This is a genomic window from Candidatus Hydrogenedentota bacterium (assembly GCA_019695095.1).
Classification (GTDB): Bacteria; Hydrogenedentota; Hydrogenedentia; order Hydrogenedentales; family SLHB01; genus JAIBAQ01.
In genome coordinates this window covers 1-23,719 of sequence record JAIBAQ010000014.1, presented here as the reverse complement: position 1 = coordinate 23,719, position 23,719 = coordinate 1, and the positions used below count along the sequence as shown (strand labels likewise).

The 23,719-nt window shown below is 58.2% G+C and carries 16 protein-coding genes; 12 read left to right on the top strand and 4 right to left on the bottom strand.

Going from position 1 to position 23,719, the window contains the following annotated elements; translation table 11 throughout:
* Positions 1–189: 189 nt before the first annotated feature.
* The 3 genes from K1Y02_04180 to K1Y02_04170 form a co-directional block, all read right to left on the bottom strand.
* Positions 190–1,539: a sigma-54 dependent transcriptional regulator gene (locus K1Y02_04180; protein ID MBX7255541.1), complete on the bottom strand. Its 1,350-nt coding sequence runs from the start codon at positions 1,537–1,539 to the stop codon at positions 190–192.
* A gap of 45 nt (positions 1,540–1,584) precedes the next feature.
* Positions 1,585–3,411 carry a sensor histidine kinase gene (locus K1Y02_04175; protein ID MBX7255540.1) on the bottom strand — a complete coding sequence of 609 codons (1,827 nt, stop codon included), beginning with the start codon at positions 3,409–3,411 and terminating at the stop codon, positions 1,585–1,587.
* A 245-nt stretch (positions 3,412–3,656) separates the two neighbouring features.
* The gene (locus tag K1Y02_04170; protein ID MBX7255539.1) at positions 3,657–4,571 is read right to left on the bottom strand and encodes a DUF1559 domain-containing protein; all 915 of its coding nucleotides are present in this window, start codon (positions 4,569–4,571) and stop codon (positions 3,657–3,659) included.
* Positions 4,572–5,536: 965 nt separating this feature from the next.
* Between K1Y02_04170 and K1Y02_04165 the strand changes: the two genes are divergently transcribed.
* The 7 genes from K1Y02_04165 to K1Y02_04135 all read left to right on the top strand — a co-directional run bounded on the left by K1Y02_04165 (position 5,537) and on the right by K1Y02_04135 (position 15,868).
* Positions 5,537–8,218, top strand: coding sequence for a hypothetical protein (locus K1Y02_04165; protein MBX7255538.1), 2,682 nt, complete (start codon positions 5,537–5,539; stop codon positions 8,216–8,218).
* 413 nt (positions 8,219–8,631) lie between these two features.
* The gene (locus K1Y02_04160; GenBank protein MBX7255537.1) at positions 8,632–9,639 is read left to right on the top strand and encodes a rod shape-determining protein; all 1,008 of its coding nucleotides are present in this window, start codon (positions 8,632–8,634) and stop codon (positions 9,637–9,639) included.
* Between the two features lie 3 nt (positions 9,640–9,642).
* Positions 9,643–10,587, top strand: coding sequence for a rod shape-determining protein MreC (locus K1Y02_04155; GenBank protein ID MBX7255536.1), 945 nt, complete (start codon positions 9,643–9,645; stop codon positions 10,585–10,587).
* Between the two features lie 17 nt (positions 10,588–10,604).
* Complete coding sequence (gene mreD / locus K1Y02_04150) at positions 10,605–11,114, top strand: rod shape-determining protein MreD (GenBank protein ID MBX7255535.1); 510 nt, start codon at positions 10,605–10,607, stop codon at positions 11,112–11,114.
* Positions 11,115–13,088, top strand: coding sequence for a penicillin-binding protein 2 (gene mrdA, locus K1Y02_04145; protein ID MBX7255534.1), 1,974 nt, complete (start codon positions 11,115–11,117; stop codon positions 13,086–13,088).
* Positions 13,085–14,266 (top strand): rod shape-determining protein RodA, encoded by a 1,182-nt coding sequence (gene rodA, locus K1Y02_04140; GenBank protein MBX7255533.1) that lies wholly within the window; start codon positions 13,085–13,087, stop codon positions 14,264–14,266. Before mrdA ends, rodA begins: the two co-directional genes overlap by 4 nt.
* A 78-nt stretch (positions 14,267–14,344) precedes the next feature.
* Entirely contained in the window at positions 14,345–15,868 is a 1,524-nt protein-coding gene (locus K1Y02_04135) for an Rne/Rng family ribonuclease (GenBank protein MBX7255532.1), read from the top strand.
* Between the two features lie 86 nt (positions 15,869–15,954).
* On the opposite strand, the gene K1Y02_04130 is transcribed toward K1Y02_04135, so the two are convergent.
* A complete protein-coding gene (locus K1Y02_04130) occupies positions 15,955–17,010 on the bottom strand; it encodes a uroporphyrinogen-III decarboxylase-like protein (GenBank protein ID MBX7255531.1) in 1,056 nt (351 codons plus the stop codon).
* Positions 17,011–17,148: 138 nt separating this feature from the next.
* Between K1Y02_04130 and K1Y02_04125 the strand changes: the two genes are divergently transcribed.
* From K1Y02_04125 to K1Y02_04105, 5 genes are read left to right on the top strand one after another with little or no spacing between them, the layout of a single operon-like run.
* Positions 17,149–17,958 (top strand): sel1 repeat family protein, encoded by an 810-nt coding sequence (locus tag K1Y02_04125; protein ID MBX7255530.1) that lies wholly within the window; start codon positions 17,149–17,151, stop codon positions 17,956–17,958.
* Complete coding sequence (locus tag K1Y02_04120; protein ID MBX7255529.1) at positions 17,955–18,944, top strand: sel1 repeat family protein; 990 nt, start codon at positions 17,955–17,957, stop codon at positions 18,942–18,944. The genes K1Y02_04125 and K1Y02_04120 overlap by 4 nt, the downstream gene beginning before the upstream one ends.
* A 32-nt stretch (positions 18,945–18,976) precedes the next feature.
* Positions 18,977–19,510: a hypothetical protein gene (locus K1Y02_04115; protein MBX7255528.1), complete on the top strand. Its 534-nt coding sequence runs from the start codon at positions 18,977–18,979 to the stop codon at positions 19,508–19,510.
* Between the two features lie 14 nt (positions 19,511–19,524).
* Positions 19,525–20,766, top strand: coding sequence for a DUF2961 domain-containing protein (locus K1Y02_04110; protein ID MBX7255527.1), 1,242 nt, complete (start codon positions 19,525–19,527; stop codon positions 20,764–20,766).
* 60 nt (positions 20,767–20,826) lie between these two features.
* Positions 20,827–23,229 (top strand): hypothetical protein, encoded by a 2,403-nt coding sequence (locus tag K1Y02_04105; GenBank protein MBX7255526.1) that lies wholly within the window; start codon positions 20,827–20,829, stop codon positions 23,227–23,229.
* Positions 23,230–23,719: the final 490 nt, after the last annotated feature.

The following is a 23,719-nucleotide window of genomic DNA, read 5'->3' as shown; positions in this document are numbered from 1 at the left end:
CAGGATTGACAAGATTAACACGATGAATACGATTCAAAACAGAATGTGCGTAGTATTGAAACGCCTTCACCCCGAGAATTGAATCGACACATATTTGAACGCTATTTCTTCCCCATCTTGTTCATCGTGTTAATCCTGTCCAACAATTTTTTGCTCGAGGGCTCGAACGGGTTCAGGACTCACGGCCCCTCACGCGTTCTCCCTCGGCGAAACCAACCCGTAATCCGCGATCTTCTTTCGCAGGGTGGTGGGCGAAATGTCCAGCATGGTTGCGGTGTGCGTGATGTTCCACCCGGTTGCGTAGAGGGCCGCTTCGACGTGATCGCGCTCGGCATCGCGCAGGGTCTTCATGACGAAGTTGGGGGACTTCGAAGTAGGACCGCGCCCAATCGACGCGGCAACGCTGTCCTCAGTGATAATGCCGCCGCGCGTGAGCAGCATGGCGCGGGTCAGGACGTTCTGTAACTCACGAATATTGCCGGGCCAATCGTAAGCTTGCAGCCGGTGGATCGCTTTGTCCTCGATGCCGGACACCGCAATGTGCAGTTCGCGGCCAATGCGCGCCAGCGCATGTTCTGCGAGCTGAGGAATGTCGCTGCGCCGTTCGCGCAACGGTGGAACCCGTATCGTGGCCACGGCAAGCCGGTAATACAAATCCTCGCGAAACGTGCCCGCGTTTACCATCAATTCGACGTCGCGATGTGTCGCGGCAACGATGCGCGCGCGCAGCGGAATGCTCTTCACGCTGCCGACGCGCTCGAACGCGCGTTCCTGCAACGCGCGCAGCAGTTTTGCCTGCAAATCGAGCGCCATGTCACCGATTTCGTCAAAGAAGATGATCCCGTCGCCCGCCAACTCAAGGCGTCCGGCCTTGTCCGAATCCGCGCCCGTGAAAGCGCCCTTCGCGTGGCCGAACAATTCGCTTTCCATCAGCGTCGGCACGACGGATGAGCAATTGAGCGCGACGAACGGTTGTCGCGGGCACCCGGCTTCGTGCAACGCGCGCGCAACGAGTTCCTTGCCGGTGCCTGTCTCGCCGAGGATGAGCACGGGGATGCTCGCCGCGCTCATAACGCCAATTTGTTTGATGACTTCAATGACGCCGGGATGCGCGCCAATGATCTCGTGGCGCGGACTGTCGTCGGAGGAGATTTCGGAGACGGCCTTTCGCGACGCGGTGCGCAATTGTTGTCCCACCTTTTCAACGGTGAGTAGCACAGCATCCAGATCGAGGGGCTTGCGAATGTAATCGAAGGCCCCGAGGCGCACCGCTTCGATGGTGGCCTTCATGTCTTGCGTTCCCGTAATCATGACGGCGAGCCCGGAGAATGACTGCTCATGCAGGTGGCGCAATACTTCAAGCCCGGATTTGTCCGGCAGTTTCAGATCGACAAAGACTAGGTCCGGCGCATCAAGTTGCAGGCGCGTCAGCCCGTCAGATGCGGTGTACACGCAATCCACCGCGTGTCCCTGTCGCTCCAAGTGAATTTGAAGCGACCGGCACAGCGCCTGATCGTCATCGATTACAAGTACCTTCATCCCAAAACCTTTTCAAATGCCGGCCTCGAGCCGGTGTCGCATGCACTAAGTATCCTCGCGATGCACGGGCAGCGTTATCGTGAAGACCGCCCCGCCCGAGTCAAGGTTGGCCGCCGTGACGGAACCGCCATGCAGATCGACAATCTTCCGTACATTCGCCAGACCCAATCCCGCTCCGTTTGGCTTGGTCGTGAAAAACGGCTTGAAGATCCGGTCCGCTATCTCCTCGTTGAGACCGGGTCCCGAATCTTGCACGGAGATGCTCGCCTTTTCGGACCACAGCGCCTCTCTCCAGCCGCCGAGTGTGACGGTCGAGTCCTCCGGTGACGCCTGAATCGCATTGGCGAGAAGATTGGTGAGTGCGCGGCACATCAACTCCGGATCGACATCGAGCCGGGTCTTGAGAAGTTGATCATCGACGGCAATGTGGACGTGTTTGGCGCGCGCCTGATCCTGCACCACGGCGATTGCCGCGTCCGCGAGCTCGCGGAACCGCTTCGGTTGGCGGTTAACGCTAATGGGGCGGCCGTATTGCAGGAGATCGTCGAGCATCCCTTCAAGCCGTTTTGCCTGAGCCTCGGCGATGTCCGCAAGTTCGCGGCCCGATGGAATTTGTTCCAGGTCGTGCCGCAATCCTTGAATGTTCATTTTGATCGACGACAAGGGGTTGCGCATTTCGTGGACGATACTCGTGCTCAGTTCTCCGACAGACGCCAACGCCGCGGTGCGCACGACTTGTGCCTGCTTCTCTTTGAGTTCATCGAGCATTTGATTCACGGCGCGGCGAACGGCCTCCGCTTCGGAGCCGTTCAACTCGGGTACCCGCTCATCGACATTGCCCGCGCTGATGCGCTGAGCGACGAGTGCAAGTTGACGCAGCGGCTGTCCCAGGCGGCGCGAGATCCACAGTGCAAGAAAGACCAGTACGATGAGCGTAATCGAGCCGGTGATGACCGTTCGGTGAAGCAGGATTCGCAGCCACTGCGTTGCTTCGATGAAGTTGAGTTCCACCACCAAGGTCCACGGGGTTCTCGCGACAGCTTCGGCAGCCCTCCAATTTGTTGCGTCCCGATAATCGTGGTATCCGCTCGACAAGAATGCGTCGGGAAGATAATCGGCCTGAGGCATGCGCCGGTGGGGCCTCGCGGACAACGCGCTCGTTCCCGCAAGTATGGTCTTGTTGGCGGTAATCAGATACGCACCGGGCCGTTTGTACTTGACGATGGGCTCCAGCAGCAACGGTTCGAGGGAACGCGTAAGGTTGAGGTTCGCGCTGATGGCGCCGATCTTGTCTCCGTGTGGGTTTCGCAACAGTCGAAACATAGGTACGATGGTCGAATTGTCCTGCGAGAGTTGTGGCACTCCAAACCACGTGAATTCGCCTTCCTTGAGTGCGGGGTTCTTCTCCGGGATGGCCGGCAGACTGCCTTGTATCTCGGGATGTCTAGTCGTTGCGATGACGTTGTCATCGCCATCAAACACGGTGATGCTGTCGTATGCGTCGACCCGCGTCACGATACCTCGAATCATCGCCGTGACTTCGGCGTCGATTTCCGCTTCGGTCAATTGCGCGAAATGCGAACAACACCGCGCAACCGAAGGCGATGTCGCGAGAATGTCGAGTTCACTGTACCGCTGATTGACCCATGTTTCGACCAGTGCGCGCCGCGAGTCGAGTAACGACATAAGCTGATCGTGGGTCTTGTCCATCACGGCCTGCATGCCGCAGTGATAACCCTGGGCGGCCATGATGACGAGCGGCAACAGGGATACCAGCAACATCCAGCCGAGGACGCGCCGGGTGAGGTCGCCGAACCCGTTGCGCCAGGCCGGTGAATCCGAATCCGCGTTGTCCGATGAGATATGAGTCACTTCCCGCACTCCTTGCCGTTGGCAAGGCGCATTCTACCAAAGTAGTGGATGCGAGTAATGCGTAACGCCTAACCTCAGAGTCTTGCGCGTGAGCAATTTGCGTCGGCGCTCAAGTGTGCCGGTGTAGACTGCGGACTCACAACTCGGGAAAAAAGAGGCAAGCCGCCACCGGGGGTCCGATGGCGGCTTGCGGTACAACACGAAATGGAGGGTATGTTTCCAGTGGCCGGAAACGAAGGAACGCGTTACATGTGCGTCCCGTTCAGCATGTGATTCGCTTTGTGGAAGGCGAGTCCCGCGGCATTAAGCGGAAACTCTCCCTCGCCGCTCAGCCACCGGCTGAACGCGACGTGACCGTCCATGTACAACACATTGGCGCCTCCCGGCACGTGGTTAAACATCTTGGCGCCGGACGCGATGGCGTCCCACATCACCGCAAGTTGCGATTGGCCGATGCTTCCGACAGCCGGGTTATTGACGTCGGAGATGAAGAAACGTTCAATGCCCTCCCGAAGGCGGTAGGCCACATCGTACCCGTTGATCGGCATGGAGAACTCCCAGTCGCCGTCGGCGCACGCGTATGCGTCTTCCGTGCCCATCTCCCACTGCATGGCGTAGGCGTTGATGCTGTTCATGAGGGGCATCGTATCGGTCATCTGCGTTAAGCCGTCGGGAAGCGCCCATCCCAGATAGGAATAGGGAACTGCCCCCGTGATCTCGCACGGCTCGACGATTCCGTCACCGGTCAGCATTACGCCGTCCGGGGACATTTCGGGCATGGGCATCATGCCCACCGGGCTGTTGTTGGGCCGGACGTCCCACAACGCTTCTGGCGAACCCACCGAGACGCCGCTCGGGCAAACCAATACGCCGAGGTCGGTGAGGTACTCCGGGTACAATCGCGCGACATCGGCCATCTGATCGAAGAGTACGGGGTCGCCACTGCAATTCGTGGCGCGGATCGGCGGGAACTTCTCGCCCTGACTCTCGCCCGCATACATTTTGTAGACGACACCCATCTGCTTCAGGTTGTTCTGACAGCTCGCCCGCCGGGCAGCTTCCCGGGCGCGGGCCAGGGCAGGCAACAAGATTGCGGCCAGGATACCAATGATGGCAATGACCACAAGGAGTTCAATGAGGGTAAATCCAGTTCGTTTCACAATACTTCTCCTAAACGAATCCGGGCACGGGGATCTCCCGTCCGGGTTATCGGCTAATTGGCTTTGAGCCGGTCCTTATACCTGGTCACGATGGTACAGGCCTCAACCGTATCGGATGAGGCAGTTGCGGCTAATAGGCGGTCTTCGTGTGCTAGAGGATCGAAATGGGAGGATCGCGGGGGCGGGAGAGGGTACAAACCTCGGCGGAGACACTCCTGTCGCTCAGGGTAGGGGCCACGAAGTAACCGGGGGACGCCATGACCGCCAAGACGGCTATGGCGGTAGGGGTAACCGCCGACAGCACCAAGTGGCACAACCCGCACGGAGGGTGTTTGGGGCGCGGCGCATGTACCGATTCAGGGGAGCCCTGAGTCTCGGAGTCGGCTTTGGCGCAACACGAAGACTGTTGCGCACGTTGGGTGGCGCACAAGCCGGGAACAAGCGTACGCCCGGACGCAACGACATAAAACGCCACCAAAAGTAGCGCTAAGAGATGCGTTAGCCTGGAATGCGTACGAAACACGCCGCTAAAACCCACCTCGGACGCAAATAACGCGTCCTTACAGCCTTGCAGTCTTCCGGTACAAACCAAAACCGGAAGAAAACGACGGATTAACAGGACAAGTTCCGAGTCGGATAGGAAGACTTGCCCACAGAACCCCGTCCTTTTTGCTGTCAACAACCCAATTGGCAGAAAAAATCCGCGTTCGTGGTTGCCAAAATGGCTCTGTTTTCACTATAATCACCTCTGTGACATTTTGGAGGTGAGGTCCAATCGACCTGGCAACGCTCCGGCGATATTCTCCTGCCAGTCGGGAGAGTCTGTTTGGATCCCAGGGCAGACCGTGTCTGGCTTGCCGGGAGGTTGATGAAGCTTGTGGGCTGTACTCCGACAGAAAAGCAAGGTACTGGTATTACTGCACTTATATGTACTGGTTTGATTCCGGGGATGAGGTCGCGGTGGGATGACGCAAACCGAACCGAGTGACTGGACCCAAATCGCTTCGCAATTGTTGCAGGAAGCGGGGGAGATCCGTGTCCGGTTTGAGACGGTGACTGACCCTGAAGAGCGTCAACGATTACGCGATCGCTACTTTCAAATTGATCGCCTTCTGGATTTAGCGCATCAAATGACTCAGGCATCGAGTGCGCCCGCACCGGCGCCCGCGACGCAGCCGCCAGATGCCGAGCGATCCTATGTGCAGCCGCCGGTCACACATCAAGCAATGGTGCAAGCGCCGGAGTCGTCACCGCCACCACCCGCACCTCCGGTACCGCCATCGCCAGAACCGATTCCCGTCATTGAAGTCGTCCAGCCAGCGCAAACCGATTCAGCCGAGACCGGCGCGCAACCGTTTTATTTTGAGCGCGCTGATGAGACAACGGTGCCGGACTCAATGCCAACTGCGGTACCGGCCGAGCCGGAGGCAGAAGCAGAGGATTTGTCCGAATTGGTCGTTGAAGTGGCCTCCGTCGAGGACGCTTCAATGGAACCCGTGGAGCATTTCGAATCCGCCGGGCTCGAAAGGACCGACGACGAAGTCGATACCGCAGAGCCGGGAAGCGCTTCGAGGCCTCGCGTCAACGTACGGCATGTGCGTCGAATTGGGCCGAAGCTGGAACGGCAGAGCAAGAACCGGCCCTTGAGCAAGCGGGCATTGAAGGCGCGAGTTCGATTAGGCGAGTTGACGGAAGATCAAGCCCAAGAGATGATCGAAGGCGCGCAAGCGGCTTTCGCCTCAAATGATGACGTAGAGCTGGATTCGGTGGATGGCGTGCCACTGGCTTCGGAGGAAATGGAATCACCGTTGCCGGAAGTCATGCCGGACTTGCACAAGGAGTTCGCGGAGTTCCCGCCGCCCGAGTTGCCGAAACAAGCACCGGCAACTACTTTGGGGCCGCCTCCCGAGGCGCCTGCTCCGCAAGTTGCCGCCGCGCCACAGCCCACTCCGCCGCCAGCGCCGCCTCCGGTGATGCCGGCTGTCGCAGCCGTGCCATTGGCTCCCGAGCCCCCCGCCGAGTGGATACGGCCGGTGGCCACGCCAGCCGCTGCCTGGCAATTGCATGTTGCGCAGGAGCCGCCTCCTGCGGCGATTCCCGTCGCGCAAGTAATCTACGAGACGCCTCCGGTACAACCGGCAATTCCTGTTGCCCCCCCGGAGACTGTGCAGGCGATTCCTGTTCCAGCCGTACCGGTAGAACCCATTCCGGCGCCGGTCGTTGAGACGTCTGAAGGTGAATCCCTGCCCTTTACGCCCTTGTCCCAGCGAATCAAGCGAGTTGCGCCACCTCCGCGGACAGCGCCTTCGCCCGCAGCAAGTGCGCTGCAACGAATTCAGGCTCGGGCCAAAGAAGAGTCGGGCAGGCCGCAGGAAATAGGCCGGCCGTCGCCTCGCGACGTGCGGCGGCGCGTGATTGAAACGGGCGACCGCATGCGTGGCGGATCCAGCGCGGGTACAAGCGAAACAGGCAGCTTGGACAGCGGATCGGCGGTCTCTCAGCCGCGCTGGTCGTTTGTTCCAGGTGAGCGCTCGACAACCGGATGGCAGTCGCGCCAGAGTGTTGTGGCGGAGCCTGCGACGCCCTCTATTGAAGCGGAACAAGAACGTGAATCGGCCCAAGAGTCTGCCGGCGCGGCGGGGATCCGTCCGAAGCTTCGACCCGGGGAGGCGTGGAAGGTTCCTCCAATCATCGAGCGCCGACCGTTGGCAGAGCCGCAGGAAGAAGTCGTCGGCCGAGCCGCGGCCACGCCGGTTGAGAACAAGCCTCCGCGCGTTGTGGAGCCCCTCAGGGTTCCGTCCGTTCCGACCACACCACCCGCGGATTGGGACGGCCCCGTTGTCCTGCCGGTGGCGCGACGCAGCGTCGAAGCGGAGCAAGGTCGAAGACCGTATCGCCCGAACGCGGAAGCGGAGGCGGTGTTTGCCAGTTCGCAGAGCGACGTAACCGGAGGCATGCTAGTCGAATCGGAGACGCGAGAGGCGTCTCGAACGAAACCGTATAGCGGGGCGCTTGCGTTGCCGGCGACCACGCGAGACACGCCCAATCAGTATTCCGCGTGGATGGAACGTGCAAGTCACGAACCGTATGAAGTGCGGCGGCAATATTACCTGATCCGTGCGTATCTGGAGCGCTATGGCGGGCCTTTTGCGCGCGAAATAATTGTATTGCGACACCTTCAAAAGGCCGAAGCCCTCGACGATTTCCTCGCGATGAAGTACTACGCGATACTTGCCCTTACGGAGGTGGCGAAACTTGTTCGAGGGGGGTCCACATCCGAAATCGAAGTGATACTGCTGAATGCGGAAGAGTCGCCGTTGTGGAGCACGAAAGGTCAGCAGGCGCTGGTGGCCCTGTATATGCTTCTGAAGCCGAAGCGCGCGGAATACGAAGCGCTAGCGGATAAGGAGCGTGACATCGCGGCGGATGAACCCGCGGCTACGGACCATATTTACTATCTCCTGCGCGCGATGATGGTGAAGCGCATCGGAGCCCTGAAGGATCACATGGCCATTCGCCGCATCTTTGAGCACGCTCAGGACGAGTGGCTGGTCTGGGAGTCGCTGGTATCGGCGGCCTACGAGGCGCTCCTGGAAGTGGACCTGTTCAACACGGAGTCGCTGACCCGGGTCACTTCCGCAACCTAAGCCGCTCGGTTCCTAGGCGGGTGTCGCGCTTTCGCCTCACCGGGTGTTCATGTGCCGGACCGTTGTTTTCACTCCTGCCCATCGGCATGGCATCCACCTCGGGACATCGATTCTCGCAGACTCGACGTGCTTGCGAGACTTGTGGCGAAAAGAAAAGCGGCTCTCCCAAGACAGAGTATGTTCGCAATAAATCCTCATGGCATAGCCTCAAAGTCTTGCACGTGAGCAATTTGCGCCGGCGCTCCATCGCGCCGATGCAAATTGCGGACTATGGAATTGCTGGAAGGGTTTTGCTATAATCCGCGGGCTTCACAGCGGGTAAGTCTATAAACTACTTTCAGTTACGAGGTGCTCCGCGGTAGGAACCTAATCCGTCCGCTTAAGGGGTGGTATTTGTGCGAATCTTGAATTGGTTGCCGGGTCTCTTCTCGCATGACATGGGAATCGACCTCGGCACAGCGAACACCTTGGTCTATGTTAAGGGCCAAGGCATAGTCCTCAGCGAACCTTCCGTAGTCGCGATCAACAAGGACACGGGAAAGGTGCGCGCGGTCGGCAACGAAGGCAAGAGCATGATCGGGCGCACGCCCGGCAACATCGTGGCTATTCGTCCGATGAAGGACGGTGTGATCGCCGACTTCGACACGACCGAAGCGATGCTTCGGTATTTCATTCAGAAAGTTCACAACCGACGCAGGCTCGTGATGCCGCGTGTGGCGATTTGCGTCCCCTCAGGAATTACAGCCGTTGAGAAGCGCGCTGTGACCGAAAGCGCAATGCAGGCCGGCGCGAAAAAAGTCTTCACGATCGAGGAGCCGATGGCTGCGGCAATTGGCGCGGGGCTTCCCGTGCAAGAGCCTCAGGGCTGCATGATTGTGGATATCGGCGGCGGCACGACGGAAGTTGCGGTGATTTCGCTCGGCGGCATCGTGCACGTGAATTCGGTGCGCGTTGCGGGCGACGAAATGGATCAGGCCGTCATTCAGCATCTGAAGCGCACGTACAACATGATGGTTGGCGAGCGCACCGCGGAAGAGATCAAGATTGCAATAGGTTCTGCGTTTCCGTTGAAAGAAGAAATGGAGATGCAGGTCAAAGGGCGCGACCAGGTAATGGGCCTGCCCAAGATACTGACCATCACGTCCGAGGAAATTCGCGAAGCGTTGCGCGAACCTGTTTCCTCCATGGTCAACGCCGTGCGCGTAACGTTGGAGCGCACGCCGCCGGAATTGTCCGCGGATATTTTCGATCGCGGCGTCGTGCTGGCGGGAGGCGGCGCATTGTTGCGCGGTCTCGACCAGTTGATTGCGAAAGAGACAGGCTTGCACGTGACAGTCGCGGAAGATCCGCTGACGGCCGTCGTGCTGGGCACAGGCAAGTACCTGGAAGGGATCCGTCATTTCAAAGACGAAGAAGTGTAAGCATTGTCGCTTTCCCGACGCATAAGCGAGCAACGGCCCACTGTAATTCTGGCAATCCTGGTACTCTTGTCTCTCATGTCCCTTGCTTCAGGACAGCGCGGCAATCTTGTAACGCGCGGCATCAAGACGACCGTATCTGTCGTCGCCTATCCGTTCTGGCAGGCCATGAACCATATCGAGAATTCCTTCTCCTACGTGACCGGCTTTGTGACGGCCTACAGTTCCGCGCGCTCGGAGGCATTTCATCTTCGAGAAGAGATCGGCGCGTTGACGCCGCGCATTGCGGACCGAGATGCGCTCGAAGCCGAAAACCAGCGCCTGCGCCGCATGCTTGAGTTCGAGCAATCCCAGCCTCGATTGTCGCTGAAGCCCGCGGAAGTCGTATCGGTGTCCGCGGAGATCATTTCCAACAGGGCCGGCGTATTGATCATCAACCGCGGCTCAATTCATGGCGTGAAAGAGGCCATGTGCGCCATGACGCCCGATGGCGTTGTGGGCATTGTGACCGAGGTGGAGCCGGCGCTGTCATACGTGGCAACGTTGCACAGCGACTTCTGCAAGATCGGCGCGATAATAGGCCGCGACCGGAGAGTGTGGGCGACGGTCCACGGCAGCGGCAAGGACTTCGGTCCACTCTGTAAGTTGGAGTATATTGATGCGAAGGACGTCGTCCGCATTGGCGACGAGGTCTTGACGCGAGGCAGTGGAATCTTCCCAAGCGAATACCGGATCGGGAAGATCGTGGATTTGCAGAAGGGCGGATCGCTGTTTCAGGTGGCGTATGTGGAGCCCTACGCAAACCCATACGCGATAGATGAGTTGTTTTTGGTTGCGCGCGCTCAACCGAGACTTGCGGAAATGGTCGGGCAAGCGCCGCCAGATACCATTGAGCACATGGCATTTGCCATGCCGGATGAGCGGTCGATTCAGGAGCGGTTCGCTCCTTAACCGGCCACGGAGAGACGATGCGCAGAAACTTCTATTGGGCAGTGGCCGTGATCGCCGCGTCGTTGTTGGAAACGACGTGGGTTGACGTCATTCGCGTGATGGATGTTGTGCCCAACTTGACCCTGCTGCTCGTCGTGTACTTCGGCGTCATGAACGGCCCCGAGAGGGCCATGTTCACGGGCCTGCTCGGCGGATTGTTCAACGATGTGGCCAGTAATGCCGTGTTGGGGCACCACGTGCTCTGCTATGTAATCGTGGGTTATCTTGTCGGGCGCATTTCCGCTCGCCTTGCCACGGAACATCCCGCGGTAAAAGCCGGACTCGTGTTTCTGTCCGGCTTGGCGTTCGGATTGATTTCGACCATGGTGGCGTATGTGCAGGATCCCGGTATTGGCGCGATGCATGACATCGCGGCGCGCGTGGTGCCGGGGGCGTTCTATTCAGCGCTGTTCACGCCGGTGTTGTTCTTTGTGCTCGATTTTTCGTTTGGGCGCGAAGACTGGGCCGTGCATGGAGGGACCGTGTAGATGCCAACATCCACATCGAAGAAGCGATTCGAAGGACTCGACAATCGTCTCACGGGACTCACCGTGGGCGTGATCGTGCTGATGAGCATACTCGCGCTGCGCCTGTGGGACATGCAGCTCATTCATGGTCAGGAGTATGCCGATCAGGCCAAGAACAACTGGGTCGATTTCGAACTGCTCAAGGCGCCTCGCGGCATGATCTTTGGGCGCGATCGCGAAGTCGTGCTCGCGGATAACCGGGCCGCATGCGATCTCGTACTGACGCCTGCCATGGTGAAAGATCCGGAAGGCGTCTGCTCACGGCTCGCGCAACTCATCAACATCGACGGCGATGCACTGCTGAAAGACATCAAGACGGCAATCGATCGCAAGGTGCCCTTCAAGCAAATCTTAGTAAAACGCGACATTCCGCGCTCGGAATTGAACCGAGTCGAAGAACTGTCATTTGCATTGCAGGGCGTGTATTCGGTGGCGCGCCCGCAGCGCCGCTATTACTACAACGAGAGCGCGGGACAAATCCTGGGTTGGTTCAACGAAATCACGGAAGAAGAGCTGGAGTCGCGCAAACCGCGTTACCGGATTGGCGATATCGTTGGCCGCGCAGGCCTCGAGATGGCATACGAAGACATGCTGAAGGGATACGACGGCGCAATGATCGTGAGCCGCTACAACGGCAGCGTACCGCAATTGCTCACCGATAGTCGCGGCGTGCCGTACATCGAGCGCGATAGCAAGGGCCGCAGGCTGGACGAACTTGAGCCGCGTAAGGAACCGGTGCCGGGCGGCAATATCTTCACTACCCTCGATATGGGATTGCAGCGCGAGTGCGAGAAGATCCTCGGCAGCGACATCGGGGCCATTGTTGTACTGAATGCGGACACGGGCGAGGCGCTGGCAATGGCCAGCACCCCCGGATACGATCCAAATGTCTTCGCGACCAGCAGTCCCGACCGCGGCAGACTGGTTGCGGAAGTCTTGGACGACAAGATGAAGCCTACGCTGAGCAGGGCGTTTCAGTATCACTATCCCCCCGGTTCCGTGTTCAAGGTGGCGCTGGCGATAGCAGGATTGGAAGAGGGCGTCATCAACGAGCACTCGTCATATGGCTGCAACGGCAAGTTTTATCTGCCGGGCGTGTCGCGCCCCTGGCGGTGTTGGCGGCTCAAGTATGGCGGGCACGGCGGCGTCAATGTTGTCGATGCGCTAGCCTATTCGTGCGACGTGTTTTTCTACAACGTTGGCTTGAAGTTGGGGCCCGAAAAAGTGGTTGAGTGGTCAAACAAGCTTGGCTTGGGCGTGAAGACGGGCATCGATTTGCCGGGTGAGTTGACAGGTTTGATACCCGGGCCGGAATGGAAGAAGCAACTGGCCCGAGAACGTGGCGAGACGGAGCCGTGGCAGTCGCGCTGGTATGACGGCGAAACCGTGAACATGTCGATCGGACAAGGATCCGTGGTGGCGACGCCGCTGCAGAATGCGGTGTTGATGGCGACGGTGCTGAACGGCGGACGACGTGTACGGCCCTATGTGAATATGGAATTGGGACCGAAGGTTTCGGAGCCGCTGTTTAGCGAAAACACGCTGCGCATTGTGCAGGAAGGCATGCGCAAATGTGTGGAGAAGGTCTCGGCGCCAAGCGGTACCGGCAAAGAAGCACGAATAGAAGGCTTGGATATCCTGGGTAAAACAGGTACAGCTCAGGTCGTTCGACTGGGGATGACTGCACACCACACCAACGAAGACGACATTCCCTACCAATATCGCGATCACGCGTTGTTCGTCTCCGGCGTCACAGACCGGACTCCGCGCATTGCCGTGAGTGTAATCATCGAGCACGGTTTGCACGGTAGTTCCGCTGCGGCTCCCGCGGCGAAGAAGGTTTTCGAGTACTTCTACCGGGATCAACCCGAGGGGGTTCGGCCCGCGGAAACGGGAACGCCTGTGTCGCTAGCGCGCAAGGACGTTGACCGATGAACGGAACAGCGCAAGGTCTCGATCTGCTCGATTCGCACATTCGAACCTTCAACTACCGCAACCTGATGCGCGTGGATTGGATTCTGGTCATTCTCACGTTTACATTGGTGGGAATCGGGTTAACCACCCTGTATAGCGCGAGCATGAGCGCGGCATCCGATTTGCCGTTCTATCTAAAGTTTTACGTGAAGCAATCGGCGTTCTTCATTCTCGGTGTCTTTGTAGCGATCGGCATCGTTTGCGTCGACTACCGGGCGTTGGTATCGCTGGCGCCGGTCATGTTTGTAGGCGTCATCGTGTTGCTTGTACTCGTGCTCGCCATCGGATACACGGCCATGGGCGGACAGCACTGGCTGAGGTACGGCCAATATATCGGCCTCCAGCCGTCGGAATTGAGCAAAATTGCCCTGGTCTATGCAATGGCGTGGTACTTGCCGCGCGTGGGCGAGCGGATACAGCGGCTTCCATACCTAATGCTAGCCTTCGCCATCATGGGCGTGTTACTCCTTCTCATTCTTAAGCAAGGCGACCTCGGGACCGCGGTGGTCATGTCGCCCATCGCGGTTGTGATGGTTTATGTCGCGGGCTGCCGCAAACGCCATCTTCTTGCGATGTTTCTGGCGGGCGCGATTGTGCTGCCGCTCGCGTACTTCAATCTCGACAAGCTGCCGCTGAAAGAGCACCAGCGAAAGCGCATCGAGTCGTTCGTCACCCCCGAAGCGGACCCGGATTATCAATTGGATGCGGGGTATCAGATCATTCAAACGACCATTGCCGTTGGCAGCGGTCAGATGTGGGGGAAAGGTTTCGGACAGGGAACGCAAACGCACATGAAGTTCCTGCCCGAATATCACACCGACTTCATATTCGCGCTCTTCGCGGAAGAGCGCGGATTTGTGGGAAGCATTGTTGTACTTGTGTTGTACACCCTTTTTATGCTGCGCAGCATTGCGTTGGCGCGGGATTGTCCGGACCTTGCAGGCAGCCTATTGGCAATCGGCTGTATGTCCATCATCGGGTTTCACGTTATCGTGAACATTGCGATCACGCTTCATCTCTTGCCCGTGACGGGTCTGCCACTGCCGTTCTTGAGCTATGGCGGTTCGTTTCTAATGACGACGATGATGTGTGTGGGAACTATTCTGAGCGTGAATGTCAGGAAGAATTTCTTTGCCTGATCCGCTCGCGGTTTCTTGCCCGATGCCTGCCCCGGCCTCCCTTCCGTGCCCGGCGTTAATCTGCGCGCTGGAGGCAGTATGAAGGAATTTGTGATCAATGTAGCCCCCTTGGAGACACGCATCGCGTTGATCGAAGACGGGCGTCTCGCCGAAATGGCAATCGAGCGAGAAGAGAGCAAGAGTCTTGTCGGAAACATCTACAAAGGCCGAGTGGACTCCATCGTTCCGGGCATTCAAGCCGCGTTTATCGACATCGGCCAGCAGAAGAACGGCTTTCTCTATGTGTCCGACATCGCGGGCGCCGAGGGTACCGGCGACTTTGTGTTCGAAGAAGGCACGGTCAAGCCCAGCGAGAAAGGACACCGGGGTAAACCGCCCAGCATCGAATCCTTGTTGAAAAAGAACCAGCACATTATGGTGCAGGTCAGCAAGGACATGCTCGGAACAAAGGGAGTCCGGTTAACAAACTACCTGACTTTGCCCGGCCGCTACATCGTATTCATGCCCACCGTCAAACATCTCGGTATCTCGCGCAAGATTGAAGACGATCGCGAACGGGAACGCTTGCGCCGGACCCTCCAAGGGATACGTCCCCAGGGAGTGGGTCTGATTCTGAGAACGGCGGGCGAAGGGAAGAAGAAGAGCGAGTTTCAGGATGACGTCCGGTATCTGAACAAGGTGTGGGACGACATCATGTCGAAAATGGAAACGGGCAAGGCCCCATGCCTGTTGCACGAAGACCTGAGCCCGATCCTGCGCATCATACGCGATTTGTTCACCAACGATATCGACAAACTTACCATAGACAGCGCGGACGAGTACGAACGCATTTTAAGCTTCCTGGACACCTTCGCGCCAAGCCTCAAGAAGCGGGTGAAGCACTACAACGCAAAGCGGCCGATCTTCGACAAGTTCGGTATCGAAAAAGAACTTGCCAAAGCCCTGAACCGGCAGGTGTACATGAAGAGCGGTGGTTACATCTGCATCGATCAAACCGAAGCGCTGGTGGCCATTGATGTGAATACCGGGCGCTTTACGGGATCGAAGCACCTCGAAGACACCGTGTTCAAGACCAACCTGGAAGCTGCCGAAGAAATCGCGCGGCAAGTCCGGTTGCGCGACCTTGGCGGCATCATTGTCGTCGATTTCATCGACATGAAATCGGAGCGCAACAAGCGTGAACTGATCCACAAACTCCAGGATTGCCTGAAGAACGATCGCGCAAAGACTACGGTGTCGGAAGTCAGCGAATTGGGAATGATCGAAATGACGCGCAAACGCGTCAAGCACAACCTCGTGAAATCCCTCTCGCAAACGTGCCCCTACTGCGAAGGCAGCGGGTTGGTGCGCTCGGTAACGACCATGATGCTGGAAACGCTGCGAGAGCTGACGCGGCTGTGCTGCCATTCCAAGGAGAAACGCGTGATTATCCAGCTTCATCCCGACGTGGCGCGGCGCCTGCGCACGGAGAGCAAGGGACTGCTCGAAGAAATCGCGAAGGAGTTCGAACGGGAAGTCTCAATCGAGTCGGTATCCGATTTTCACATTCACGACATCAAGTTCATCAGCGCGCGCACGCGCACGGAGATTGAAAAGACGTAGCGCGAGACCGAGCGAGGCGACAGCCTCAAAGTCTTGCAGGTGAGCAATTTGCGTCAGCGCTCAATAACGCCGATGTAAATTGCGGGTTAGCACCAGCCCTCTTCGTAGCCGGTCTCGTAAAGCGCGACCACATTTTCCGGCGGCGAGACGGCTTGAATGTTGTGACACGGCGCAAGGATGTATCCACCGCCCGCGCCCAGAATTCGCAGATTGTCGACTACCTCCTGCCGGACGTCTTCGGCAGTTCCGAAAGGTAGCGTGTGTTGGTTGTCCACGCCGCCATGAAAGACCAGCTTGTCTCCAAAATCGCGTTTGAGTCCTTCTCTTTCCATGCCGCGACACCGCCACTGAATGGGATTCAAAACCTGAATGCCGATATCGATTAGATCAGGCAAGATCTCGCGGGCAGCCCCGTCGGTGTGATGAAACACGAACGATCCGTGCTGACGGGTCAACTCAATCATGCGCTTCATTCCGGGAAAGAAGAACTCGCGAATCTGCTTGGGGGCATACATCAGGTTGTCTTGTCCGCCCAGGTCTTCGGCGACATAGGTGATTTGCACCGCTCCCGGAACGGTTTCGAAGATTCGTAGCGTGGTCTGGTAACAGAAGTCGAACATCTTGTCGAGGCAGTAATGGACAAGTTCCGGATTCTCGATAAGGTCCATGAAGGCCTGGACATCGCCGCGCAAGTATTTGTAGTAGAGGAAAGGTTCCGATCCGCCGCCGCGAATGGGACTGCCTCCCGCTGCCTCAACGACTTCGGGAAGATGTGAGAAATCGAACCAGTCCGCCGTCGGAAAGGTGTAGTTGGCCTCAATTTCTTCGATGGTGTTGTATGCGGCGAGAGGATGTTCGACGCATTCCGGGTAGACCCCTGAACCGTAATCGACGTCACGATACTGCAACCCCCAGTAGTCCGTGCCGTCGGATAGGGGCGGTCCGACGTAGCGCCCCTCCACCGTGATCGGAATGTCGATGTGCAAACGCTTGAAGGCATCATACGGGTCTGCATCTAGATACGTGCAGAGATTGACCAATGCCTCCTTGGTGATCCAGATGTCCATGGGCACGCGGTCGGGTTTGTTCCGCGTCAAGACAGCATTCCAACGCTCACGCCCGCTCATCGATTCGGTCGGCATCGTCATTCCCCTTGATGTAGTCCCCCTGCACAACTCTGAAGAGTCGCCGTGTGCGAATCAAGTTTGGGCGCTTTTGCGCCGATGCACGGCCCAGTCGTGTCTGCTACACTACGGAGCATGAAAAGACTCTCCGTTTCCATGGCTTCCACTATGTCTAGCTCGGCAAAACGGGCGGTTGTTTGGCCGGTTTTCTGCCTGATCGTTGCGATGATGACAGGGTGCGGTCACTCGCCCGCGGACGCGGCGCAGCGTGGCGCCTGGCGGGGCCACGCAAACGCGCAATTTGAACTTGGACTTCGATACCTCGAAGGAAGAGACGTTCAACGCAATTACGTCCAGGCGCTCATTTATCTGGAGGGTGCCGCGAACCGGGGACATGCGGGAGCGCAATGGAAACTGGGATGCCTTCACGAAATCGGCGCGGTGGCTCCAGACGGGCACGGAATTCCGCAAGACATGAAGAGAGCCGCGGCATGGTATCGAAAGGCAGCGGAACAAGGTCTGGCGCCCGCCCAAACGCGCATGGCGAAGATGTACGTGGATGGCTTTGGTCTCCCTAACGACTTCGCCGCCGCCGCGAAATGGTACGAGGAGGCCGCGCGTCAAGGCGACGCGAATGCGATGTATGGCCTTGGCATGCTTACACGGAAGGGCTTGGGCATGTCCGGTGATGCCGCCAAAGCGGCGGCGTGGTTCAACGATGCGGCCAATCACGGCAGCGCCATGGCGCGGCTTGAACTCGCGCGCATATACGCGGAAGGCGCGGGCGTCGAAAAAGACCCTGTGAATGCGTATGTGTGGGCGTCTTCCGCGTTGAACGAAGGGGTTGAGGATGCGCGGGCTGTTTTGGAGACGCTTGAGAAAACAATGACGCCGTCCCAACGCGACGAAGCGAGAAGGCTAGCACGCGAGCATACCTCACAAGAGGAGCAAGCAGCGGCATCATGAAACGAGACTCCGGAAAGGCAACGTTTGGGCGCGTTTTAACGACAGCAATACTTGCGGTAGCGGTCGCGTTTGCAGGCATTGGGACGTGGCGTATCGTCAAACTGCGCGCAAATTCGGGCGAGCGCATCATGCGTCTGGATGTGATGAAGCGCGCCGCGGATCGAGGCAATGCACGGATGCAGTACGAAATGGGCATGGTCTATTTCGAAGGCAAACGCGCGTTAATAAACTATCCAACCGCGAGAGAGTGGTTTAGCAAAGCGGCGGAGGGGAAGTGCGTTGAGGCCTACTACCCCTTGGCCTATTTGTATGCGACCGGTCTAGGCGGAGTCGGAAACCTGAACGAAGCGGAGAAGTATCTGAGGTTGGCCGCGGACAATGGAGTGCCCGAAGCGTGCTATGGACTGGCAACCTGGCTCGAACACGGTGTCGAACCTGCGGGAGGATTTCGGGTTGCGGCCAATCCTGAGGAGGCCGCGGCATTGTATCGTAAGGCCGCCGATGCCGGATTACTGGAAGCCCAAACAGCCGCAGGCTTGATGCTGTCGCGGGGGATCGGCGCCAAAGCCAACCTGCGCGAAGCGATGAGACTGCTTGAACCTGCCGCGCGTCTCGGCAATGCGCGGGCGCAATATGAGTTGGCGCGTATTCTTGAGGCTGAGGACAGTCCCGCGCGAAACGTTCGCGCGGCCATTCGATGGCACCATAAATCGGCCGCTGCCGGATACGTGCCCGCCGTCGTGCGGCTGGCGCGCGCATACGCTCAAGGCGGCGTTGTGGAGAGGAATCTCGATAAGGCACTGTGGTGGTGGCGGCTCGCGGACAACTTGGGCGTGCCAGAGGCGAAGGCGCAGTGTGAATCCATTGCGAAAGAAGTGACGTCGTGGCAGATTACGCGCATCGAGAGCAGGCTCCTGGCGTGGACACCGCAGGTTCGCGAAGAGCCGCTCAAAGACGAGGATAAACCGGAATTGCCGTTGTTGTGACGGTATCGGCATAGGGAAAGGAGGAGAACGCGATGAGCTTGAAGCGAAGTGCGCTCCTGGTTGGAATGCTGCTGGGTTCGTCGTTTGTCGGGGGGATGGTCGCAATCCTTGCCACAAACGGCAGCGTATCGGCGGAGGAGAACGTGGTGCGTTCGCAACGATTCGAAGCCATCGACGCCGAAGGACGACCCGGTGCACGGTTGGGGGTGAATAGCGAAGGAAAGTCGTATTTGGAACTGCTGGACAAGGCGGGCAAGATGCGCGTTTCGTTGGGCGTGAATCCCAACGGAGCCACTTCCATTGGCGTGATGGGCAAAGACGAACGCAAGCGGGCCGAGATGCTCATGGGGGCAGACGATTTGCCCACCATGGTGCTGACGGATCGCTCCGGCAAGACCGGCGTGATGGTTCGCTTCGAGCAACAGGAAACGCCAACGCTCGCGATTCTCGATGCTCAGGGCGGCCCTATCGCCACGCTGGTCAAGGGTGAAAGCGGCGAATGGAAGTGGAACGCCGCTCAACCACCCGCGCCCGCGGAAGCAGCACAGCCTGCCCAGCAAAACTAGAGGGCAAACTCATCATGAAACAATGCCTCCAATTCACCGTGCTCTGTCTATTTGTTGCATCGGTTGCCGGCGCGCAAGGCGCTTCCCGTTCCGACCTGTATCGCGTTCCCGACGGCGTGGAATCCCGCTGGGTAAGCTTCGAAAACCCCACCGGAGCCAAGGGAGAAGGCGGCAAGTCGAACAAAGGCGGCAAGGGGAACCCGTGTCAGTTACTCCCGGCGGGTCAAACGCAAACGCTGCTTGAATTGCAGGGCAGCGGCGAAATCCGCCGCATGTGGTTCACGATACGTGAGCGCGATCCGCAGATGCTGCGCGCGCTGCGCCTCGATATGTATTGGGACGGGGCCGCAACGCCGGCCGTGTCGGTGCCGTTCGGCGATTTCTTTTGCGCCATCCTGGGCCGGCCGGTGGCGATGGAGAATGAGTTCTTCTGTAATCCCGAAGGCCGCTCGTTCAACTGCTACATCCCGATGCCGTTCCACAACGGGGCAAAGGTCACTTTGACCAACGAGTCGAAGCGCGACGTCGTGCAGTTGTTCTATGACATTGATTGCATTGTCACCGCGAAGCCCGATCCCGATGCGCTCTGTTTCCACGCATATTGGCGCCGCGAGACTTCCACAACGCTCAACAAGGACTTCGAGATACTGCCGGCCGTGAAGGGCAAGGGGCGTTTCGTGGGGGCGCACATCGGCGTGATCGCTCATCCCGAGAACGTGGGCTGGTGGGGCGAAGGCGAAGTGAAAATGTACGTCGACGGCGACACCGATTGGCCGACCATCGTGGGCACGGGCACCGAGGACTACATCGGAACGGGCTGGGGACAAGGCCTGTTTCAGCGGCGGTATCAGGGAAGCCTGGTGGCAGATGGAGAGCATCTTCAGTATGGCTTCTACCGGTATCATGTTCCCGAGCCGATCTGTTTTCACCGGGACCTGCGTGTGACGATTCAGCACATGGGCGGAGCGTCAAAAAAAGAAGTCGTGGAAATGCAGAAGGCGGGAGTGGAAATTCAGCCGGTCTCCATAGCCAATGACAATCAAGGCCGGTTTGTACGGCTGCTCGAATCGCCGGAGCCCGTTGACTTGGCAGCGCACGACTCGCCGGATGTCGCTTGGGTGAACTATTACCGGCGCGACGATTTCTGTGCGGTGGCCCTATTTTATCTTGACCGGCCCGAGAACGGCCTGCCCCCGCTTGCGCCTGTCGAACAGCGCATCGAAGGCATGATCGATAAACCGTACGAAACCAAATAACCACACGTTTCAATTACAGGCCCGGTCTTGCACGGCGGGGTGAATAGAAGGGGGTACTTCATGGGCTTCTCGTTGTTGGCAACGGCGGTGCTCGCTGCATCGCTTCATGTATCCGTTGCGGACTTCTCCGCGGCGAAACCAATCTGGCCCGCGGGCCGCGACACGGAGATGAATGTCAATGTCGGCTTTCGCGCGATAGTCGATGCGAAACGCGGCGATCCGCTGGCGCTGCGGATAACAGGTTCGACCATTTACCGAATCTATGTGAACGGCGGGTTTGCGGGATACGGTCCCGCGCGTGCTGCAAAGGGGTTCTTCCGCGTCGACGAGTGGGACCTCTCGAACCGCGTCAATGAAGGCAAAAACGTCATCGCGGTGGAAGTCGCTGGCTACAACTCGAATAGTTATTACGTTCTCGACCAACCGTCGTTTCTGCAGGCCGAAGTGCGCAAAGGCGACACGGTGCTGGCGGCGACTGGCGACACGGCGAAACCCTTTACGGCGCACATCATCGAAGAGCGGGTGCAGAAAGTCTGCCGCTACAGTTTTCAACGCCCGTTCACGGAGTACTACCGTTTGAAACCCGGCTACGATGCATGGCGTAGCGACCCCAACGTCAAGACGTCGGAGGTTGCATGCGATGTTGTCGGCGAAAAGAAGCTCATCGCGCGCGGCATATCGTTTCCGCGTTTCGTGAAGCGCCTCGCCGTCATGGACCTCGGCTACGGCACGGCCGCGGAAGGACCGGCGCCGGAACACCCGTGGAAAGACCGTTCGTTTGTGAACGTGGGGCCCAAACTCAAGGGATTCCCCGAAGCCGAGCTTGCGGTCACTCCGTCCATCGACCTGCAACGTTTCAGCTATTCGAAACGTGAAGGCACTCCAGCACTTTCTTCTTCTCCGTTTGAAGTGCAGACGAAGAAGGGCGGTTATCGTGTGTTGGACTTCGGTACGAATCTTACTGGCTTCATCGGCGCTACCTTGGAATGCAAGAAAGCGTCCCGGTTGTACTTCTTGTTCGACGAGGTATTGACAAATAACGACGTCGATTGGCGTCGGCTTGGATGTGTCAATATTGTTGCGTTCGAACTCGAACCGGGAACGTACACTGTTGAATCTATCGAACCGTACACACTGCGCTATCTCAAGATTCTTGTGTTGGACGGCGATTGCGGCGTTGCCGATCCCTACATTCGCGAATATGTCAACGCCGATGCCGGCGAGGCGCAGTTTGCCTCGTCTGACGTACGCTTGAATCGCCTATTTGATGCGGGCCGTGAGACATTCGTTCAAAACTCCGTGGACGTCTTCATGGACTGCCCGCACCGCGAGCGCGCGGGCTGGTTGTGCGACAGCTTCTTCACGGCGCGTTCTGCGAGTGACCTCTGCGGCCAGACTACGGTGGAGCGCAACTTCATCGAGAACTTCCTGCTCCCCGACAAGTTCGACGATCTGCCCGAGGGCATGCTGCCGATGTGCTATCCCGCCGATCACTACGATGGCGTCTTCATCCCGAACTGGGCGATGTGGTTCGTCATGCAGCTTCAGGAGTACTACCAGCGTAGCAACGACCGTGAAATGGTCGATGCGCTCAAGCCGCGCGTGATGGCGCTTCTGAAGTACTTCGACAAGTTCAAGAATGAAGACGGCCTGCTTGAGAAGCTGGAAAGCTGGGTCTTCGTCGAGTGGTCCGATGCGAACAAGTACGTGCAGGACGTCAACTACCCATCCAACATGCTCTATGCCTCCGTGTTGGATGCGGCCGGATCCCTCTATTCCATGCCGGAATTGAATGACCAAGCGAAGCGTATGCGTGACGTTATCCTCAAGCAATCCTATGACGGGGAATTCTTCGTCGACAACGCCGTGCGCAAAGACGGCAAGCTGGAAGTCACGCGCAATCGAACCGAAGTCTGCCAGTACTTTGCGTTCTTTTTCGATGTAGCGACGCCGGACACGCATCCCGAGTTGTGGAAGAAGCTCGTGAATGAATTCGGTCCGAACCGGAAGGACAAGGGCCTATACCCTGAAGTGGGCGCGGCGAATTCCTTCATTGGCAACATGCTGCGTTTCGAGATCCTTTCCCGCTACGGATGCAGCGCGCAGATCCTTCCCGAATCCATCGACTACCTGCTCTACATGGCCGACCGCACCGGCACCCTCTGGGAGAACGTGAAAGAAGAGGCTAGCTGCAACCACGGCTTCGCTTCGCACATCGTCCACACGCTCTATCGCGACGTGCTGGGCGTCGTCGTGGAAGCCGGACAGAAGGCTGTCACGGTGCGCATCTCCGACGTGCCCCTCGAATGGTGCGAAGGCCGCATCCCGGTGCCCGACGGCGTTGTCACAATGCGGTGGTGGAAGGAAGACGGCCAAGTGAAATACCGGCTCAACCTACCGGCCGGATACGTTGTGAAAACCGCCTCGCTTCCAGGAGGAATCACGGCAACACGCGTGCCATAGCTCTCGTACTTATCCGCACCATCAGCCGGACTGATCCGATATCCCGGATTAGTCCGGCTTCTTCATTGTGTCGCGATATCGTCAATGCGCCATTCGGCGGAATGCACGACTTACATCCCGGCAACTCCACACGATCATTCATTAGACATGATTTACAAAACTCACACGATTAAGACCCTCTCCTGTTGTCATCGACAATTACTTCACACAAGTTCATTTTGTGAATCTTGTTAATCCTGTCCAAACTCTCTTCTCCGCGCCGAGCGCAGAGGCAATGAATAACCGCACAGTCTTTCTGCGCCAACGGCGTGCGACATTTCAAACCTTGGACGGGCAATCATTTATACGCCTCGCATTCCCCCACGCATCCTGTGCCTATGGTAAACTGCATGTCACACATGCGCGCACCGCATCCGAGCGGCCAAGCGCTATCCAAAGACGCTGCATAGAGGTTCGTTGGTCAATGGCGGTACAGCCCATTGGAAACGCC

What these genes read in the sequence shown, in the direction of transcription:
- K1Y02_04135 (MBX7255532.1), top strand. Translation starts at nt 14,345, where the DNA reads ATGAAGGAATTTGTGATCAATGTAGCCCCCTTGGAGACACGCATCGCG.
- K1Y02_04180 (MBX7255541.1), bottom strand. Translation starts at nt 1,539, where the DNA reads ATGAAGGTACTTGTAATCGATGACGATCAGGCGCTGTGCCGGTCGCTT.
- K1Y02_04125 (MBX7255530.1), top strand. Translation starts at nt 17,149, where the DNA reads ATGGCTTCCACTATGTCTAGCTCGGCAAAACGGGCGGTTGTTTGGCCG.
- mreD (MBX7255535.1), top strand. Translation starts at nt 10,605, where the DNA reads ATGCGCAGAAACTTCTATTGGGCAGTGGCCGTGATCGCCGCGTCGTTG.
- K1Y02_04120 (MBX7255529.1), top strand. Translation starts at nt 17,955, where the DNA reads ATGAAACGAGACTCCGGAAAGGCAACGTTTGGGCGCGTTTTAACGACA.
- mrdA (MBX7255534.1), top strand. Translation starts at nt 11,115, where the DNA reads ATGCCAACATCCACATCGAAGAAGCGATTCGAAGGACTCGACAATCGT.
- K1Y02_04165 (MBX7255538.1), top strand. Translation starts at nt 5,537, where the DNA reads ATGACGCAAACCGAACCGAGTGACTGGACCCAAATCGCTTCGCAATTG.
- K1Y02_04110 (MBX7255527.1), top strand. Translation starts at nt 19,525, where the DNA reads ATGAAACAATGCCTCCAATTCACCGTGCTCTGTCTATTTGTTGCATCG.
- K1Y02_04105 (MBX7255526.1), top strand. Translation starts at nt 20,827, where the DNA reads ATGGGCTTCTCGTTGTTGGCAACGGCGGTGCTCGCTGCATCGCTTCAT.
- K1Y02_04130 (MBX7255531.1), bottom strand. Translation starts at nt 17,010, where the DNA reads ATGCCGACCGAATCGATGAGCGGGCGTGAGCGTTGGAATGCTGTCTTG.
- K1Y02_04115 (MBX7255528.1), top strand. Translation starts at nt 18,977, where the DNA reads ATGAGCTTGAAGCGAAGTGCGCTCCTGGTTGGAATGCTGCTGGGTTCG.
- rodA (MBX7255533.1), top strand. Translation starts at nt 13,085, where the DNA reads ATGAACGGAACAGCGCAAGGTCTCGATCTGCTCGATTCGCACATTCGA.